The organism is Maribacter forsetii DSM 18668 (assembly GCF_000744105.1).
In the GTDB taxonomy this organism is placed as follows: domain Bacteria; phylum Bacteroidota; class Bacteroidia; order Flavobacteriales; family Flavobacteriaceae; genus Maribacter; species Maribacter forsetii.
The window spans coordinates 2,840,865-2,859,315 of record NZ_JQLH01000001.1; the positions used below are offsets into that span (position 1 = coordinate 2,840,865).

13 protein-coding genes are annotated in these 18,451 nt (G+C 35.9%); 11 read left to right on the plus strand and 2 right to left on the minus strand.

Annotation, left to right across the window (positions count from 1 at the left end; translation table 11 throughout):
• Positions 1 to 46: 46 nt before the first annotated feature.
• Positions 47 to 1,471 (plus strand): pyridoxal phosphate-dependent decarboxylase family protein, encoded by a 1,425-nt coding sequence (locus P177_RS12190; protein ID WP_036155125.1) that lies wholly within the window; start codon positions 47 to 49, stop codon positions 1,469 to 1,471.
• On the opposite strand, the gene P177_RS12195 is transcribed toward P177_RS12190, so the two are convergent.
• Entirely contained in the window at positions 1,472 to 3,274 is a 1,803-nt protein-coding gene (locus P177_RS12195) for a glycoside hydrolase family 15 protein (protein WP_036155127.1), read from the minus strand.
• 103 nt (positions 3,275 to 3,377) lie between these two features.
• Here P177_RS12195 and P177_RS12200 point away from each other — a divergent pair, with 103 nt between their 5' ends.
• The 9 genes from P177_RS12200 (at position 3,378) to P177_RS12240 (ending at position 14,524) form a co-directional block, all read left to right on the plus strand.
• Complete coding sequence (locus P177_RS12200) at positions 3,378 to 5,591, plus strand: bifunctional alpha,alpha-trehalose-phosphate synthase (UDP-forming)/trehalose-phosphatase (RefSeq protein WP_036155130.1); 2,214 nt, start codon at positions 3,378 to 3,380, stop codon at positions 5,589 to 5,591.
• A gap of 23 nt (positions 5,592 to 5,614) precedes the next feature.
• On the plus strand, positions 5,615 to 7,138 hold the full coding sequence (locus tag P177_RS20100; protein ID WP_051941820.1) for a nuclear transport factor 2 family protein: 1,524 nt from the start codon (positions 5,615 to 5,617) through the stop codon (positions 7,136 to 7,138).
• Positions 7,139 to 7,142: 4 nt separating this feature from the next.
• Entirely contained in the window at positions 7,143 to 8,309 is a 1,167-nt protein-coding gene (locus tag P177_RS12210) for an MFS transporter (protein WP_036155132.1), read from the plus strand.
• A 101-nt stretch (positions 8,310 to 8,410) separates the two neighbouring features.
• Positions 8,411 to 9,742: a M28 family peptidase gene (locus tag P177_RS12215; protein WP_036158325.1), complete on the plus strand. Its 1,332-nt coding sequence runs from the start codon at positions 8,411 to 8,413 to the stop codon at positions 9,740 to 9,742.
• Between the two features lie 18 nt (positions 9,743 to 9,760).
• Entirely contained in the window at positions 9,761 to 11,368 is a 1,608-nt protein-coding gene (locus tag P177_RS12220; RefSeq protein ID WP_036155134.1) for a M1 family metallopeptidase, read from the plus strand.
• Positions 11,369 to 11,473: 105 nt separating this feature from the next.
• Entirely contained in the window at positions 11,474 to 12,589 is a 1,116-nt protein-coding gene (locus P177_RS12225) for a DUF2914 domain-containing protein (RefSeq protein ID WP_036155136.1), read from the plus strand.
• Between the two features lie 142 nt (positions 12,590 to 12,731).
• Complete coding sequence (locus tag P177_RS12230) at positions 12,732 to 13,337, plus strand: YkgJ family cysteine cluster protein (protein WP_036155138.1); 606 nt, start codon at positions 12,732 to 12,734, stop codon at positions 13,335 to 13,337.
• Positions 13,338 to 13,409: 72 nt separating this feature from the next.
• The gene (locus P177_RS12235; protein ID WP_036155140.1) at positions 13,410 to 14,045 is read left to right on the plus strand and encodes an alpha/beta fold hydrolase; all 636 of its coding nucleotides are present in this window, start codon (positions 13,410 to 13,412) and stop codon (positions 14,043 to 14,045) included.
• An 11-nt stretch (positions 14,046 to 14,056) separates the two neighbouring features.
• Positions 14,057 to 14,524: a GAF domain-containing protein gene (locus P177_RS12240; RefSeq protein ID WP_036155142.1), complete on the plus strand. Its 468-nt coding sequence runs from the start codon at positions 14,057 to 14,059 to the stop codon at positions 14,522 to 14,524.
• Positions 14,525 to 14,591: 67 nt separating this feature from the next.
• On the opposite strand, the gene P177_RS12245 is transcribed toward P177_RS12240, so the two are convergent.
• The gene (locus P177_RS12245) at positions 14,592 to 17,612 is read right to left on the minus strand and encodes a ThuA domain-containing protein (protein WP_084684683.1); all 3,021 of its coding nucleotides are present in this window, start codon (positions 17,610 to 17,612) and stop codon (positions 14,592 to 14,594) included.
• Positions 17,613 to 17,738: 126 nt separating this feature from the next.
• Between P177_RS12245 and P177_RS12250 the strand changes: the two genes are divergently transcribed.
• Positions 17,739 to 18,335, plus strand: a complete 597-nt coding sequence (locus tag P177_RS12250) for a YdeI/OmpD-associated family protein (RefSeq protein WP_036155144.1) — start codon at positions 17,739 to 17,741, stop codon at positions 18,333 to 18,335.
• Positions 18,336 to 18,451 lie beyond the last annotated feature (116 nt).

The following is an 18,451-nucleotide window of genomic DNA, read 5'->3' on the forward strand; positions in this document are numbered from 1 at the left end:
GGTTTTTTTGTTTGGTAAACATTGATATTGCAACTATTTTTAAACCATGAACAAGAAATTACTAGAGCAGGTTTATAACACTTCAGATTTTAATTTAAACGGGCATCAATTAATTGATCAACTGACTTCACATTTAGAGGATAAGCTACATACATCTTCCCGTAATGCTATTGATTGGAACAATCCTGAAAATGAACTTGAATTTTGGAGAGATTTTTTATCTAACGGAAATAGTGAGGATTTGTTCAAAGAAATCACCAATAGAACCACACATATTCACCACCCACATTATATTGGTCATCAAGTGAGTCCGCCTGCGCCAATTACAGCATTAACAAGTTTAATTAGTTCTCTATTAAATAATGGAACAGCGGTTTATGAAATGGGAATGTCCTCCAATGCAATTGAGCGAATTATTGTAGAGTTCATATGCCAAAAAATTGGGTTCAATGATTTTTCAGGAGGATTTTTAACTTCTGGGGGAACCTTAGCGAACCTGACGGCATTATTGAGTGCTAGAAAAGCCATTACAAAGAAAGATATATGGAATGAAGGCAATCAAAATCAACTGGGAATTATGGTGAGCGAAGAAGCGCATTACTGCGTTGATCGTGCCGCTAGAATCATGGGGTTAGGCGAACAAGGTATTATTAAAGTTCCTGTTACAAAAGGCTTTAGCATGGATACTGAGGTTCTAGAAACCAAACTTAAAGAAGCAATTGAAAATGGTATTGAAGTATTTGCCATTGTTGGTAGTGCACCGTCCACTGCAACTGGAATATTTGATAATCTTGAAATCATAGGTGAGTTTGCTAAAAAACATGATATCTGGTTCCATGTTGACGGTGCCCATGGTGGAGCGGGAATTTTTTCTAAAAAATATAAGTATAGCCTTAAAGGTATTGAGCAAGCGGACTCTGTTGTTATTGACGGACATAAAATGATGATGATGCCGGCATTGACCACTGCCCTACTCTTTAAAAACGAGATCAACGCGAAAACTACATTTAGCCAAAAAGCAGATTACCTATTGTCTGACTCTGAACATGAAGATTGGTACAACTCTGGTAAACGCACGTTTGAATGTACTAAAAACATGATGGGTATTCACTGGTTCACACTCTTAAAACTATACGGAGAAGAAGTCTTTGACGCTAATGTGACCCATCTTTATGATATGGGTGCGCTATTTGCAAATTTAATTGAACAAGAGCCAAATTTTGAATTGGCACTTCAACCCATGTCCAACATAGTATGTTTTAGATACTTATCGCCAAATTCAGATACTGAAAACCTAAACTCCTTAAATATAAAAATTCGCCAATTTCTATTAGAAGATGGTGAATTTTATATTGTACAAACGAAGTTAAAAGGAAAACATTATTTACGTATCACTGTTATGAATCCCTTTACAACAGAGCTACATTTTAAAGCCCTAATTAATAAAATTAAGGCTTATGTCAACAATTGATTATTCTCTTAGAGACTCCATCATTTGATCTTCACTTTCTTTTTTAGAGAAGTTTATAGCACACTCTATTAGTGCTAAATGTGAGTATGCTTGAGGGAAGTTCCCTAACAATCTTTTGGTCTTAAAATCAATATCTTCACTAAACAGACCTAAATGATTACTATAACTCAATAATCGTTCAAAATATTCAAGTGCTTTCTTGCGTTCTCCAATTTTGAACAAGCTATTTATATACCAGAATGTACATACCGTAAATGATGATGATGGCAAACCAAAATCATCTTCATTCTTATAACGGTATAGCAACCCGTCATTACTTAATTCTTTACCAATTGCATTAACCGTTTTTACATAGCGCTCATCTTTAGCTTTTACACAACCATAAGATTCCATCAGTAATACGGAAGCATCTAGCTCTTTGGAACCGTAAGATTGCGTGTATGCCCCTACTTCCTCATTCCATGCATTATCATAGATATCTTTCCAGATTTCAGCTCTAATTGGTTCCCATTTTTCAATTTTATGTTTTTTACCTAACATCTCTGCCACTTTTATAGCACGATCTAAGGCTGTCCAACATAAAACCTTAGAGAAGGTAAAATGCCTGTCTTCCGCACGAAACTCCCAAATACCTTTATCGGCATCTTTCCAGTTGTTGCTAACGATCCAAACGATTCCTTTTGTTATCGCCCATAAATCCTCGCCATTCTCTATATCAATGCTGAATTTTACCATCTGCTCATATATCACATCCATCAGAATACCATAAATATCATTCTGTTTTTGGTGGTATGCCGCATTACCAATACGTACTGGTTTTGAGCCTTTATAACCTGCTAAGTGTTCTAGTGTTTCCTCCGTTAGTTTTTTCTCCTTATTAATTCCGTACATAATTTGCAGCTTCTCTGCCTTATCCGGAATTAAATCTATAATGAATTGTAAATAGCGTCTAGCTACATTCTTGTGCCCTAGTTCAGATACAACCTTAATTACCATAGATGCATCACGTATCCAACAGAAACGATAATCCCAATTACGTACTTCACCAATAGTTTCCGGTAATGAAGTCGTTGCCGCTGCAAGTACGGCTCCAGTTTTATCATAGCTCAAAAGTTTTAAGGTCAATGCACTTCTGGTAATTTCCTCGTTGAACTTTTTATATGTAGGTGTTAAGTCTACCCAATTTAACCAATATACCTTTGTATTCTGTAAATCTAGGTAAGCTCTATCTGTTGTTGGCAATAACAATTTCTCATTATAACCCATCATCATAAACTCATCTTCTGTAATGGTTATGGTAGAACTGTCTACAACAGCATTTTTATCAAATGACGTATATAAGAAAACGGTATCAAATTTTACATCATGGGTAAGGCTAGCTATAAAATCTTTTTTAATAAAGGTTTCTGTAGTACCCATTGCATATTCTAACTTTGGATCATACAATACAGAAAAGCTGGGTTTACCTGATATATGCTTAAAATAGCGTACCAGTTCTGGCGGAGAATGATATTTTTTCTCCTCTTTACGGTATCTAGGCATAAAATCATGAATTTCAAAATGATCATTGCCAGATTTAAATGATGTGATTAAAATATTTGTAAACTGTTCATATTTCTGTGAGATTTCATAGCTGTCATCTACATTAATCTCAAAACTACCACCAATATTTTCATCTAATAATTTCGCAAATACCGACGGACTATCAAATTCTGGTAAACAACACCAGTCTATACTTCCTGTCTTTGAAATTAATGCTGCACTTCTACAATTCCCTATTATTCCGTAGTCTAAATTATCCATTCAATAAAAATCTTGATTCATATGAGGTTTCAATTGGTATTGCCCTCCTTTTTCCCGAAATTTAGAGAAATAAATATCAAAAAGTAGCAAAAAAAACTCTTTTATGGCGAAAACTATCATTATCTCAAATAGACTACCTGTACAATTACAAATTAGCAATGGAGACATTACTGCAGTGCCAAGTGTAGGTGGACTGGCTACTGGAATGAAATCTGTACACTCTGGCGGTGATAGCCTTTGGATTGGTTGGAGCGGATTAACCGACGAAGAAATTCCTGAAGAGTTGATACCAAAAATTGATAGCGCACTCGCGGAACACGGTTCTTCTAAAGTTAACTTGACAGAAAAAGAGGTGGAGGGATTTTACTATGGATTTAGCAATAGAACCATTTGGCCACTATTCCATTATTTTTTAGAGTATTCTGAGTTTGAATTGGAAAGTTGGGAAATTTATAAAGCGGTAAACCAGAAGTTTGCCGATGCCATTCTAGCTAAAGCGGATAATGAAGATACCATATGGATTCATGATTACCAGCTAATGTTGGTACCACAGATGGTACGTGCAGAAAGACCGGATATTTCTATTGGGTTCTTTTTACACATTCCTTTTCCTTCCTATGAGATATTTAGAACATTACCCTGGCGACAAGAAGTATTACAAGGTTTGCTGGGTTCAGATTTAATTGGTTTCCATACCTATGACTACGAACGTCACTTTTTAAGCTCTGTACGTAGATTATTAGGCTTAGAGGTAAGTTTTAATGATATCTATCTTGATGATAGAGTGATTAAAGTAGATTCCTTCCCTATGGGTATTGATTATAAAAAATTCAGTGAAGCAGCCAAAGAACATTCCCAACGAAGTGAAGATGAAAAGTCTGAATTACAAAAACGATTAGATACTCATAAAAAATCTGCACCTGATGCTAAATTCTTTTTATCTATTGATAGATTAGATTATACCAAGGGTATTGCAAAACGTTTAAATGCTTTTGAGTATTTCTTAAATAAATACCCACAATACAAAGAGAAAGTAAGACTTATTATTCTTGCCGTTCCTTCACGTTCCAATGTGCCACAATATCAATTATTAAAACGGGAAGTAGATGAGTTAGTTGGTCGTATAAACGGAGAACTTTCAACCGTTAGTTGGACCCCAATTTGGTATTTCTACAGATCTATGCCGTTCGATAATTTAATTGATTTATACACTTCTTCAGATATTGCTTGGTTAACGCCAATTAGAGATGGTATGAACTTGGTAGCCAAAGAATATATTGCTACAAGAACGGATAAGACGGGAGTACTAATTCTTAGCGAAATGGCTGGTTCTGCCAATGAAATGAACGAATCTTTACTAATTAACCCTAATAACTTTGAACAAATAGCAGATTCGCTCTACGAGGCTATCAATATGCCTAAAGAAGAACAGATTTCTCGAAACACCTTATTACAAAAGCGACTGGAACGTTATAATGTAGAAAAATGGGCTAACGACTTCATGAATTCTCTAGTGGGACAAAAAGAGAAAGATCAAACGTATAAGTCCAAAAAACTTTCGGAAAAACTTATGAATAACGTCATGGACGATTATAGCAAAGCCAAAAGAAGATTGGTTTTCTTGGACTATGATGGTACACTAGCTGGTTTTCATACCGATCCACAAAAAGCTTCTCCAGACGAAGAATTATACAAACTTTTAGATGCGATTTCTTCGCAACCAAATACAGACATGTATTTAATTAGTGGTCGGGATAAAGAAACGTTCACTAAATGGTTCTTACCAAAAAAATACAACATGATTGTTGAGCATGGTGTGTGGATCTCGCAAGGTGGCGAAGAGTTTAGAATGCTGGAAACCGTAAAGAAAGACTGGATGGAGAAGATTTTACCGGTATTGGAATCTTTTGTTGATCGTACTCCCGGTAGTTTTATTGAGGAAAAAAATTACTCCCTAGCTTGGCATTATAGAAAAACAGATCCTGATTTTGGTCAAAAGCGTTCTGTTGAATTAAATACGGTACTTACCAGTCTTATTGCCAATGACGATTTAAGCGTGTTAAACGGTAATAAGGTAATGGAAATAAAAAGTAGTAATGTGAATAAAGGTAGAGCATCTATGCGTGTATACACGGAACATGAGTACGATTTTGTTTTCGCTATTGGTGATGATTGGACAGATGAGTTTATGTTTCAAGAACTGCCTGAAGACTCTATTACCGTGAAAGTAGGACGCCAAAAAACGCAAGCAAGGTATTTTGTTGATAACACAAAAAATGTCCGTACAATTTTAAAAAGATTTGCCGACGAAGGATAACGCTAATCATATTCCACAATACAATGAAACAAATTCTCAATTTTGCATTTGTAAGTGTTATTTTCTGCCTTAACTCTTATGCCCAACAAGGCACTGAAGTTTATCTGACCGATTTAAATTGGTCAAATGATTCTTTAAAAATTGGAACTCCAATAAATATTTCTAACAATGAAGGCTATGATAATCAGCCTTCATTTTTTTCTGATGAAAAAATTCTTTTTGCTGCTACTAGAAATAGTCAAACAGATATTATTCTATTTGATATAAACGATAAAAAGACAACTTGGCTTTCCAATACACCCAATGGCAGTGAATATTCTCCATTGAAAATTCCGGGTAGAGATGCCGTTTCTGCAGTTCGTTTAGATGAAGATGGGTTACAACGTTTATATGAGTATAATATAAAGACAGGTGAATCAAAGGTTTTAATACCAGATTTAAAAGTGGGTTATCATGTTTGGTATACTAAAGATATCATCGTATGTACGGTATTAATTGAAAATCGTATGGATTTGGTAGTGTATAACCTAAAGGAGAACACCCATTATACTGCACAAAAAAATGTAGGTAGGTCGTTGCATAAAATTCCGAATTCTGAACTTATAAGTTTTATAGCAAAAGTTGATGAGAATGCCACAATTACATCACTAAACCCTTATTCTAAAGAAAAAAAGGATATCATAACCCTTTTAGGGGATAGCGAAGATATTTCTTGGATGAACGATGGTCGATTGATTAATGCCTATGAATCCATAATTCTGTCTTTTAATCCCAAAGTGGATACAGAATGGAAATTAGCATCCCAAATCAATGATCCAGATGTCAACGGAATCTCTAGATTAGCGATTAGTCCAAAAGGAAATTACCTAAGTTTTGTTTCTAAAGATTCACAAAAAAGAATTGTTGACAAGCAAGTAGAAACGTTTAATGCGCGAGACGTACAAGCATTTGCCAATTGTTTTTCGAAAAATGTTGTGGTAAAAAACTACCCAAAGGACACTCTGTACGTTGGGCGGGAAATTTTAAAGGAAAAGTATCAAAACTTTTATGACCGTACGCCAAATATTGATGTAAAAGTATCTTCTAGAATTCATTTGGGAAAGACTATTATAGATCAAGAACAGATAACCATTGGCGATAGACAATTTCATCAAGTTGCCATTTATGAGGTTGACGGACTTATAAATAGCATGACTTTCTTAAAAGATACGTCAATCGATAAAAATCCAGAAGTACCTGTACAACATCAACTTGAAGCTTATAATGCTAAAGACATCAATGCCTTTTTAAGTCCTTACGCTAAAGACGTGAAAGTTTATGGTGCTAACGGCGAACTAAAAACAGAGGGTATTGAAAATATGCGAAATGACTATGATCGCTTTTTTAGTACTACCACAGACCTTCATTGTGAAACTAAGAATAGGATTGTAATTGGTAACATAGTTATTGATGAAGAATTCATAACCATACAAGGGGATTCTTATACTGCAATAGGTATTTATGAAATTGAAAATAATAAAATAGCCAAGGTTACTTTTTTACATTGATCTATTGAAGCAAAAGCTACATATTCTCCCCATTATAATTCTTTCGCAATTTGCCTGCACCTCTACTTGGTTTGCCGGTAATGCGATTATTGAATCATTGACCAAAAAGTTAGATTTTGGTCCTGAAATAATTAGTTATGTCATATCATCGGTTCAATTCGGATTTATAGTCGGTACATTAATTTTTGGCATTCTTATGATTGCAGATCGTTTTTCACCCTCAAGGGTGTTTATGATTTGTGCGTTTCTTGCTTCTATTTCAAATCTATCTTTAATCTACCCGCAATTAAACGTGGGCGGATTGCTATTAGCCAGATTCAGTACTGGATTCTTTTTGGCCGGCATCTATCCCGTAGGTATGAAAATAGCCGCAGATTATTATGAGAAGGGTTTAGGCAAAGCACTGGGATATTTGGTAGGTGCCTTAGTTCTTGGTACAGCTTTTCCTTTTTTGATTAAAGGAAGCCCATTTGCAAGTCATCCAGATAAAGTAATTATGTTAACCTCTGGTATTACCGTTATTGGCGGATTATTACTCTTCATGCTTGTACCTAATGGACCTTACAGAGTTGCAAGCACAACATTGAAGTTAAATGCAGGACCCAAGCTTTTCCAAAATTTTGAATTTAAGAAAGCTGCATTCGGCTATTTTGGGCATATGTGGGAACTATATGCTTTTTGGGCATTTACACCTATTGCAATTCAATGGTTTGCTATAAAGTCCGGCAGTAATATTTCCGTATCACTATGGTCTGGAATCGTAATAGCGCTCGGCGGATTATCATGTGCCTATGGTGGCATGCTCTCTCAGCGCATAGGTAGTAAGAAAGTGGCTCTTGCAGCCTTAATAGCATCCGGCTTTATATGCTTGATCTCGCCATTGCTATTTTCGCTTCCCATCTATTTATTCTTAGTAGGTTGGTGTATATGGGGTATTGCAGTTACTGCAGACTCACCCCAATTTTCAAATTTAGTAGCATCCGCAGTAGCTCCAGAATTAAAAGGCACTGCTCTTACATTGGTAAATTGTATTGGTTTTGCTATTACGATCATCAGTATACAACTTCTAGGATCACTTCAATCGATCATTCCTATAACTCTTTTATTTATCCCTTTAGCTATTGGACCGGTGTTAGGAGTATACTATTTACTGGCAAAAAAGAATAACTAATGCCTACATACTTTGTTTATGATAATTATGGTCAGCCCTATATTTTACTTAAATTTAGAAACCGATTACCTATACTAACATTACTCACCAAAAAACTTGCAATGAAAAAGTTCTTATTACTCACTCTATTAACCTCAGCTATTACGCTAACAGCGCAAACAGATCAACGTATTTATGATATTATTGATGCCGTTTCTGCTGAGCGTATTGAAAACGATGTTACCAAACTTGCCAATTTTGGAACCAGACATACTTTAAGTGACACTGTCTCAACTACGAGGGGAATTGGAGCTGCTAGACGTTGGATCAAAGGTGAATTCGAAAAAACTTCTACTGAATGTCAAGGTTGCCTAAACGTTTTCTTTCAAAAAGATTTAGTCAAAAAAGGCGCAAACGATCGCATTGTAAAAGATGTGGAAGTAGTGAACGTTCTTGCCATACAAAAGGGAACAAAATACCCTAATCGCTATATTATTATGAGTGGCGATATTGATTCTCGTGTTAGCGACCCTACAAACTATACAGATGATTCGCCCGGTGCCAATGATAACGCCAGCGGTATGGCAGGTACGTTAGAAGCTGCTCGTGTATTGTCTAAATATAAATTTGAAAATAGTATCATTTACATGGGACTTTCAGGTGAAGAGCAAGGTCTTTTTGGCGGTGGCGGTATTGCCCAATACGCTAAAGACAAGGGCTGGGAGGTTATTGGCATATTCAATAATGATATGATCGGTAACATCAAAGGTGTGGATGGTACCATTAGTAATGTTGACTTTAGAATTTTCTCTGAGCCCGTACCACCTACGGAAACAGAAAAACAACGTAAAGCTAGGCGTTTTTACGGTGGCGAAGTAGATGGTGTATCTAGACAATTGGCACGCTATGTTCATAAAAACGTAAAGCAATACATGCCAGAAATGAATCCAATGATGATCTATCGTTTAGATCGTTTTGGTCGTGGTGGTCACCACAGACCTTTCAATGATGCTGGTTTCCCTGGTATTCGTATTATGGAAGCTCATGAAAACTATACACAGCAACACCAAGATATCCGTGTTGAAGATGGTATTGCCTATGGCGATGTTCTTGAACATGTAAATTTTGAGTATGCTGCTAAATTAACGGCTGTTAATGCTATAAATATGGCATCTATAGCTTGGGCCCCTCCTGCCCCTAAAACTGTTAAAATTGGTGGTATTGTTGAACCTGCAGCTAAATTTCAGTGGAGTAAAGTTGATGGTGCCAAAGGATATAAAATATATTGGAGAGATACGACGTCCCCAACATGGGATTACAGCAGATACGTGGGCGATGTTTCAGAATTTGTTTTGGAAGGCATTGTTATCGATAACTTCTTTTTTGGAGTTTCTGCGGTTAGTGAAGACGGATTTGAGAGTCCGGTTGTTTTTCCTAACGGAATTTTCAGATAAACCAAAACCACGTTACTCATGAAAAAAATTATAGCTACACTAGCTTTAGGTATATGCTCTTTTTCACAGGCACAAACCTTTACCGAACAAGATACTCTTAGAGGCAGTATTACCCCTGAACGTGAATGGTGGGATTTAAATTATTACCATTTGGATATTGACGTGAATCCTGATGATAAATTTATCAGCGGAAGTAATACCATTCGCTACAAAGTATTAGAACCTCATCAAGTCTTACAAGTGGATCTACAACCGCCTTTAACTATTGAAAAAGTAACTCAAGATGGAGTTGAACTTGAAGTGACAAATAATATAAATGCTCATTTCATACAACTGACCAAACCTCAGCAAGAAGGCGATTACAATGAAGTTGTTGTTACGTATTCCGGTCACCCAAAAGAAGCGGTGAGAGCCCCTTGGGATGGCGGATTTTCTTGGAAAAAAGATTCAAATGGCAAAGACTTTGTAGCTACCTCTTGCCAAGGTCTGGGCGCTAGTGTATGGTGGCCAAACAAAGACCATATGTATGACGAGGTTGACAGTATGTTAATCAGTGTAAAAGCTCCTAAGGGATTAATGAACGTATCTAATGGTCGTCTTAGAAGTGTGGACAAAGAAACCAATACTTACAACTGGTTTGTTTCCAACCCTATTAATAATTATGGTGTTAATGTAAATATTGGCGATTACGTTCATTTTGATGAAATATATCAAGGAGAAAAAGGTGCTCTTGATATGGATTATTATGTTTTAAAAGACAACCTAGAGAAAGCTAAAGAACACTTTAAGGATGCTCCGAAGATGATGAAATCTTTTGAGTATTGGTTTGGTCCGTATCCGTTTTACGAAGATTCTTTCAAACTAGTTGAAGTACCATATTTAGGTATGGAACACCAAAGCTCGGTTACTTATGGCAATCAGTACAAAAAAGGATATTTGGGTAGAGATTTATCCAATACGGGTTGGGGTCTTAAATTTGACTTCATTATTATTCATGAAGCCGGTCACGAATGGTTTGCCAATAATATCACCTATAAAGATGCTGCAGACATGTGGGTCCACGAAGGGTTTACCTGTTATTCCGAAAGTTTATTCTTAGACTACCACTACGGTACTGAAGCTGCCAATGCATATGTACAGGGTATTAGAATCAATATCAGAAATGACAAACCTATAATTGGTATTTATAATGTAAACCATGAAGGTAGTGGCGATATGTATTATAAGGGGTCAAACATGCTACACACCTTACGCCAAATTGTAAATGATGATAGAAAATGGAGAACCATTTTACGCGGTCTAAATTCAGAGTTTTACCATAAAACCGTAACTACCGATGAAATCGAAAATGTCATCGCCATAGGTATGAAAAGAGATTTAAAACCTTTCTTCGATCAGTATTTACGAACCACAAAAATCCCTGTTTTCGAATACAAAGTAAAGGGCAAAAAAGTAGCGTATCGCTTTACCAATACCGTTGACAATTTTTCCATGCCCTTAAAAGTGTACATCAACGACATCGCAGTTTGGATAGAACCTACTACGGAATGGAAAACCGAGAAAATAAAAGGCAATTTAACTTCATTACGAGTAGATCCAAATTTCTATGTTGAAACCAAAAATTAGATTACCTTTTGTTTCGTATTGATATTTAGCGTTCATCTTAATTTATATAAGGTCAATTTCTTTTTTTAATTACAGTAGTTTTGCTGCTGTCATTTTTAACGCTACATGAAAAAAGCACTTGCCAGATATAGAAATAGTGCCTTCAGAAATTTTATAAGAAGGCACTCAAAATATGCGCCAATTATATTTTTCGTTGGCGGATTTATATTTGACACCCTGACCCTTGGTCGTATTGACCGTACCTATGACTTAACGGTATTATGTCTGCATATGACCTCATTATCGATTACGCTATATCTCTACAATCTTGTGGACGATGGAAAATGGAAAAATACCTTTCTAGAACGATACGAAGAATATTTACCCCTTGCCATTCAATTTTTTTTCGGTGGGTTATCTAGTGCCTATGTCATCTATTTTTCAAGAAGTGTTTCTTTATCCAAAACAGCATCGTTCTTTATCATTCTTGTTTTACTACTGATTGCAAATGAGTTCTTAAAAAAACGAATTTCAAACAAATACCTTCAATTTGGGGTATACTACTTTATTAGCTTCACGTTTTTCACGTTTATGATTCCTGTATTTTTGAAGGAACTGAATACTACAATTTTCTTGATTTCAGGAGCAGTCAGTTTAATTAGCACATTAATTCTTCTCACTATTATCTATGGTAAAAGCCCAAGTACCAGAAAGGAGATTAAACTGGGTAAAATGGTTTTTATCATCATTGCAATTTACGCTATTATTAACCTATTCTATTTCCTAAAATTGATTCCGCCCGTACCTTTGGCATTAGATAAAGGAATTGTGGCTCATGAAGTCATTCAAAAAAACGGAAACTATGAGGTTACTTATGAGTCTGAGGAATCTTTAATTTTTTGGCGTAAACATAAATTGGATTTTAGTTATTCTCCAGACCAGCGAGTGTATATTTTTTCTTCCATTTTTGCACCAACGGACTTAAAAAAATCTATTTTCCATAGATGGAGAAGGTATAATACACAGACCAAAGAATGGGAAAACGTTGATGATATTGGTTACGATATTACTGGCGGCAGAGATGGTGGATTTAGAGGATATACTTATAAAACCAATGTTACACCTGGTGAATGGGAAGTACAAGTGCTTACCGAAGAAGAACAAGTATTAGGTGTTATAGGCTTTCAAATAAAAACTAGAACCGATCAAAATCCTTTGCGACTCAAAACCTCAAAATTTTAGGATTACATACTGTTTAAATCATAAATTTTCAGCTCTTTAAACAGAACTAAATAATTCGGTTTTACCTGAAACCATTAATATTATTTTTAATTGTTAGGGGTGTGAAAACATAGACTACCTTCGTACAACCTTAATTTCATAAGTGACAATATATCAAAAAGTTCAAGCGGTAGATCGTATTTTCAACCAATTGGATAAGGAGTTAGGCTCCTTTCAACAATCTACAGGACTTAGCTGTGTAGCCAATTGTGGTCTATGTTGTTTAAAACCGGACATCAATGCTACTGCATTAGAGTTTTTACCACTAGCCTATCACCTATTAATACATGGGGAGACGGAGCGATGGTTAGAAAAACTTCAAAATAATAAAGACAATAAAATATGTCCTGTATTAAACGAAATCATCACACCTGACTCTAAAGGCTATTGTTCTGAATATGCGCATCGCGGACTCATTTGTAGACTGTTTGGTTTTTCTGCTATGTTGCACAAAAGCAATAAACCCATATTAGTTACTTGCAAACCTATTAAAGAACAAAAGACCGAAGCTTTTAATAAGGCCAATGCTCATATTGCAGCTAATAAAAATTATCCACTTATTAGTAATTACTATATGCAGTTGCGCTCTATAGATGAATCCTTAGGAGAAGAATTGTTCCCAATAAGAATTGCGATAGAGAAAGCCATCCATGCCGTTTTAGCATATTACGCCTATAGAGAACTACCCAGTAAAGACAATATAGTTTAATGTAGATTACTTAAAAAAGAGATTAAGCGTACCTTTATCAATAGTTTAATAATCGTTACATAAAAGATTATTTTGAAAATATACGCTATTAGTGGTTTAGGTGCTGACCAAAGAGTTTTTAATCATTTAACTCTAGATTTTGAATTGACCACTATAGATTGGATTACTCCCCACCAAAACGAACATATTAAAGAATATTCTAGAAGGCTTAGTAGTGTTATTGACACCAATGGAGAGTTCTGTTTGATAGGTGTTAGTTTCGGTGGATTAATTGCGACGGAAATAAGCAAAATGCTTCAACCGAAAAAAGTAATTCTTATTTCTTCTGCACAAACAAAAGATGAATTAAGACCGATTTATAAATGGGTCGGCAAATCTAGAATTTTAAAATTTATTCCTAAGTTTCTATTTAACCCACCAAGGTTTCTTGCTAAATATATCATGGGAGCCAAAAATTCTAAATTGTTTTATGAAATATTGGATGATACGGATTTTAGCTTTGTAAAATGGGCGTTACAAGAATTTACCGCATGGCAAAACACAGCACGATCCTCAAGAGTTCTTAAGATAAACGGTACAAAAGACAAATTGATTCCGTCCAAAGGTACTACTAGAACAAAGCTTATTGAAGGTGGAGAACATTTTATGATTGTAGATAACGCAAATGAAATCAGCAAAATCATTAATTTTGAACTTAGAAATACTTAGCATAAAACCATATGAACAACTCTAAAGAATTCTTAGCTATTGTTAGCGCCGAACTAAAGGAGAATACTCCCAACTGGGACAATCTTCTAAAATTGATCTTAAAGCATTTTCAATGCGTTACCGGCACGTTACATTTTTTAGATAAAGCGTCTTTACTACAGCTTCAATCTCAAGTAGGTATTCCTGAGTTTTTAATTCCTAAACTATCTACTATTCCTATTGGTAAAGGTATGGCGGGTATTGCGGCAGAAAGAAGAAAACCTGTTGAAATGTGTAATCTACAGACTGATGATTCTGGTGTTGCTAGACCATCGGCAAAAGATACCAAAGTAGAAGGATCATTAGCTGCACCGTTAATGTATAGTGACAATTTATACGGAACTATTGGTATTGCTAAACCGGTACCTTATGATTTTACCGAAACCGAGATGGACCTACTCATGCAAATTGGTGAATTAATAAGCAAAAAATTAAGCTAACATTCTCACTTTTATAAATAAAAAAAGCCCGCTGATTAGCGGGCTTTTTAATTGGTTAAAATTGTTATTATTTTTCCTTCTTGGCAGGTATGACAACAGATTTAGAACCTGTAAGCGGTATAGTACCTTCGGCACCTGCATCTGTATAGCTAGCCGTAATCACCAACATATTACCCGGTGCAGATGATTCTGCCGTTATAGTTCCTTTTGCAGGTAATGATTTTTCCTTTTTATCATCTCCGTTCAATGAAAGAATATACAATCCGATCTGTCTAGTTTCATCCGTTGTAATATTTGGGTGTGCAGGCATAGTTACTTCTCCCCAAACACCATTACCACCTGTTTTCATTTTACCTTGCAAGTATTTCAAGGCATCTTTACGCTCTTTGTACTTTGCTGCAATATCCTTGTAATTTGGCCCTATAGAAGCTTCTGTTTCTTTATGACATGTTTTACAATCCATTGCTTGGGTCAGCGCTTTGCCAGTAACGGTTGCTGAGACTTGTTGGTGTCCCATACTCATAGCCACCTTATCCATTCCTTCTAAATAGTCCACACTTACAAATATATTGTCGGCATCAATTTCAGTACCATCTGCATCAGTTACAGAAACATCGTATGCAATTTTCTGACCTGGTAAGTAAAATGCCGGTGCATTATCACCCAAAGAAATTGTAACCTCTGGTCTTGAGTTCCCCGCGACTATACTAGAACTTTCGCTAATTGCCTCTTCTCCCTTATCATCTGCAACAGTTACCTTTAACTTATAGACTCCTGCATCTTCATAGTTATAGCTGATTTTTGGCTCTGTAGTTTCTTTGGTCTCGCCGTTACCAAAATCCCATATATATTTTATGGCATCATCTTCACGATCACTTGCTTCTATAGTAGCAGAAACGGTCAACGGAGTTTTTCCCGCTGTTTCACTAACGGTTACTTCATTGATCAACGGTGGTCTATTACCTCCGTTAAATTCAATATATCCTAAAGAAGAATTTGCATTTTGAGAGAACCAACCACTACCATATTCCAATAGATAGATTTTACCGTTAGGACCTACTTCCATATCAATTAAACTATTGACTTTAACATTGGGTGCAAAAGGTTCCATTTTACTGAAATCCCCATTTTCATCTAAATGAACGGCAAACATCCAACCTCGCATCCAATCATAGATAATTACCTTTCCGTCATAATAACTCGGTAGTTTTTCGTCACCTTGGTACATATCTGAGTAGTAGGTAGGTCCTGCCATTGCATTTCTACCTCCTGTAGCTGTTTGCGGAAAATCTTGAGAATCTACGTACGGATAATATACATATGCTGGCATTGCCGGTGGCAATTCTGTTAAACCCGTATTATTACGAGAGTTATTTATAGGTTTTTCAGGATCAAATGCCTCACCTGTTTTACCTGTTTCATAGTCGTATGCATTATAAGCAAAATTGTTACCTATAAACAACGGCCAACCAAAATTACCTGCTTTTTTAGCTTGATTCATTTCATCATACCCTCTAGGTCCTCTTACACCTAAACTATCGGCTCTAGCATCAGGACCAACATCTCCCCAGTACAGATATCCTCTTTTCATATCTATAGATATTCTATACGGATTTCTGTGACCCATTGTATAAATTTCTGGTCTCGTTTTATCTGTTCCTACCGGAAATAAGTTTCCTTCTGGAATATCGTACGAACCATCTTCTTTCACTTTAATTCTTAAGATCTTTCCTCGTAAATCATTAGTATTTCCGGAAGAACGACGAGCATCATACTGCTCATGACCTGGAATATCATTTAAAGGCGCAAATCCGTTATTTACATACTTCACTCCTTTTTCATTAAATGGTGTTGAATTATCCCCTGTAGAAAGATATAACAAACCATCTGGACCAAAGGCTATTGAACCTCCCGTATGACAGCAGATTTCTCTCTGACTGTCTACATCCATTATTACTTGTTCAGACGCTTCATCAAACTTTCCATTCTCAAATTTAAATCTTGATAAACGATTAATCCACTTATCACCTGTTGGGGAGTAGTATAAGTAGATCCAATGGTTATTCGCATAATCTGGATCTTTTTGCAAACCCATTAATCCTTCTTCTGCATTAACGCCTGGTGTATTTAAAGTTTTGCTATAGACATCTAACTTTAATACTTCACTTAGTTCTTTTGTTTCATCATTGTATAGTATTACTTCTCCCCTACGCTGAGCCACAAGTACATCTCCGTTAGGTAAAATCGTCATTTCAGTAGGTTCAAAAAACTGACCTTCGCTCAAAGTTACCTTAGCAAAACGATCTGCATCCGGTGGTATTTGAGAGGTCGCTTTAGAATAGTCTAATTTCAAATTTTCACCAATTGCATATTCGATTCCGCCCAAAAGATGCTTTAAAAATAAATCTTCTGAAAAGCTGGCATCGGCATGACCTCCACCTGTGTAGAATGCACGTCCGCCATCAAAATCGTGGTACCAAGCAATGGGATGAAAATCTCCATTTTGCCCACCCTCATAAGAAGACTCGTCTAAAGTCATTAATACATTTACATCTGGATTGATGTTTTTGTAGTTATACAATTCATCTGTTCTTGTCCACACAGAGTCGGTAAAAAACTGTGTAGCTTTAAAGTTCTTGTCTTTAATAATGAAATCAGCCGTTGGCATTCCCTTTGGGTGGCTCAAAAATTGAGCTCCAGATAATTTTGTGTACCATCCCCAATCATACTCGGTATCCGCCGCGGCATGTATGCCCACATAACCACCACCCGCTTGTATATAGCGTTCAAATGCAGCTTCTTGGTACTGGTCCAAAACATTACCGGTTGTACTTAAAAATATAACCGCAGAATATTTTTTAAGATTTTCGTCTGTAAATAGTTCTGCATTTTTGGTAGTATCTACTGCAAATCCGTTTTCGCTACCTAATTTTTGAATGGCTGCAATACCAGCTGGTATAGATGCATGCTTAAATGCCATTGTTTTAGAGAAAACTAATACCTTTGGTTCTCCCTCTCGTTTATTGCCACCACAAGAGACAATAATAAGCGCAAAGCCCAAAAGCAGCGCAATGAAGATTTTTTTCATACGTAATTTGTTGTTGTTAAGTTGATTTTTGAAAGCCTAAAAATAGGGCGAGTAACCTTATTAACCAATAATTTATCTATTAAACATTGTACATTTATGATAAATTAATACCCATTTTATAGAATTATGTTAAAAATACCGGAGTTATATTTCAAAAACGATATTGAATTCAAAGATTGGTTACATAATAACCATTCTGAACATACGGGTGTTCATCTTATTTTTTACTCGGTTGCCCATGAAAATGAAAGCATGCGTTGGGAAGAAGCGGTACGTGTTGCATTGTGTTATGGATGGATAGATAGTACCGTAAAAAGTTTGGGCGATGGTAAAAGACGTCAATATTTTTGTCCTAGAAAACCTAAAAGTGTATGGAGCAAGGTAAACAAAGATCATATCAAAGAATTGAAATCTAGCGGACTAATGCATGCAGCAGGACTAGCATCTATAAAGGTTGCTAAAGCCAACGGTTCTTGGTCTTCTTTAGATGATGTAGAGAACGGTGTTATTCCCCAAGAGCTACAAATAGCATTTGATAAAAACCCTAAAGCTTTTACCAACTTTAACAACTTTACACGAAGCCAACGTAAAAGCTACCTTTATTGGTTAAACCAAGCAAAGCGCGAAGAAACAAGAAACAAAAGAATTGAGGGAATCATTCAACACGCCGCTGAAAATATTAAATACCGCGATGGTGGCGGTTGGCAATCTGCTAAAAAATAAAAATTATAGGTCTTTTACTCTTACATTATAAAAAGACCATACGTTCATTATCAATGCAATAATTCAATTTGGATAATAAGACATAATCCAAAATTTATCACATATTCTTTTTACCT

Excerpts from the sequence above, each read along its gene's own strand:
- P177_RS12190 (WP_036155125.1), top strand. The coding sequence starts at position 47 with ATGAACAAGAAATTACTAGAGCAGGTTTATAACACTTCAGATTTTAAT.
- P177_RS12195 (WP_036155127.1), bottom strand. The coding sequence starts at position 3,274 with ATGGATAATTTAGACTACGGAATAATAGGGAATTGTAGAAGTGCAGCA.
- P177_RS12200 (WP_036155130.1), top strand. The coding sequence starts at position 3,378 with ATGGCGAAAACTATCATTATCTCAAATAGACTACCTGTACAATTACAA.
- P177_RS20100 (WP_051941820.1), top strand. The coding sequence starts at position 5,615 with ATGAAACAAATTCTCAATTTTGCATTTGTAAGTGTTATTTTCTGCCTT.
- P177_RS12215 (WP_036158325.1), top strand. The coding sequence starts at position 8,411 with ATGAAAAAGTTCTTATTACTCACTCTATTAACCTCAGCTATTACGCTA.
- P177_RS12220 (WP_036155134.1), top strand. The coding sequence starts at position 9,761 with ATGAAAAAAATTATAGCTACACTAGCTTTAGGTATATGCTCTTTTTCA.
- P177_RS12225 (WP_036155136.1), top strand. The coding sequence starts at position 11,474 with ATGAAAAAAGCACTTGCCAGATATAGAAATAGTGCCTTCAGAAATTTT.
- P177_RS12240 (WP_036155142.1), top strand. The coding sequence starts at position 14,057 with ATGAACAACTCTAAAGAATTCTTAGCTATTGTTAGCGCCGAACTAAAG.
- P177_RS12245 (WP_084684683.1), bottom strand. The coding sequence starts at position 17,612 with ATGAAAAAAATCTTCATTGCGCTGCTTTTGGGCTTTGCGCTTATTATT.
- P177_RS12250 (WP_036155144.1), top strand. The coding sequence starts at position 17,739 with ATGTTAAAAATACCGGAGTTATATTTCAAAAACGATATTGAATTCAAA.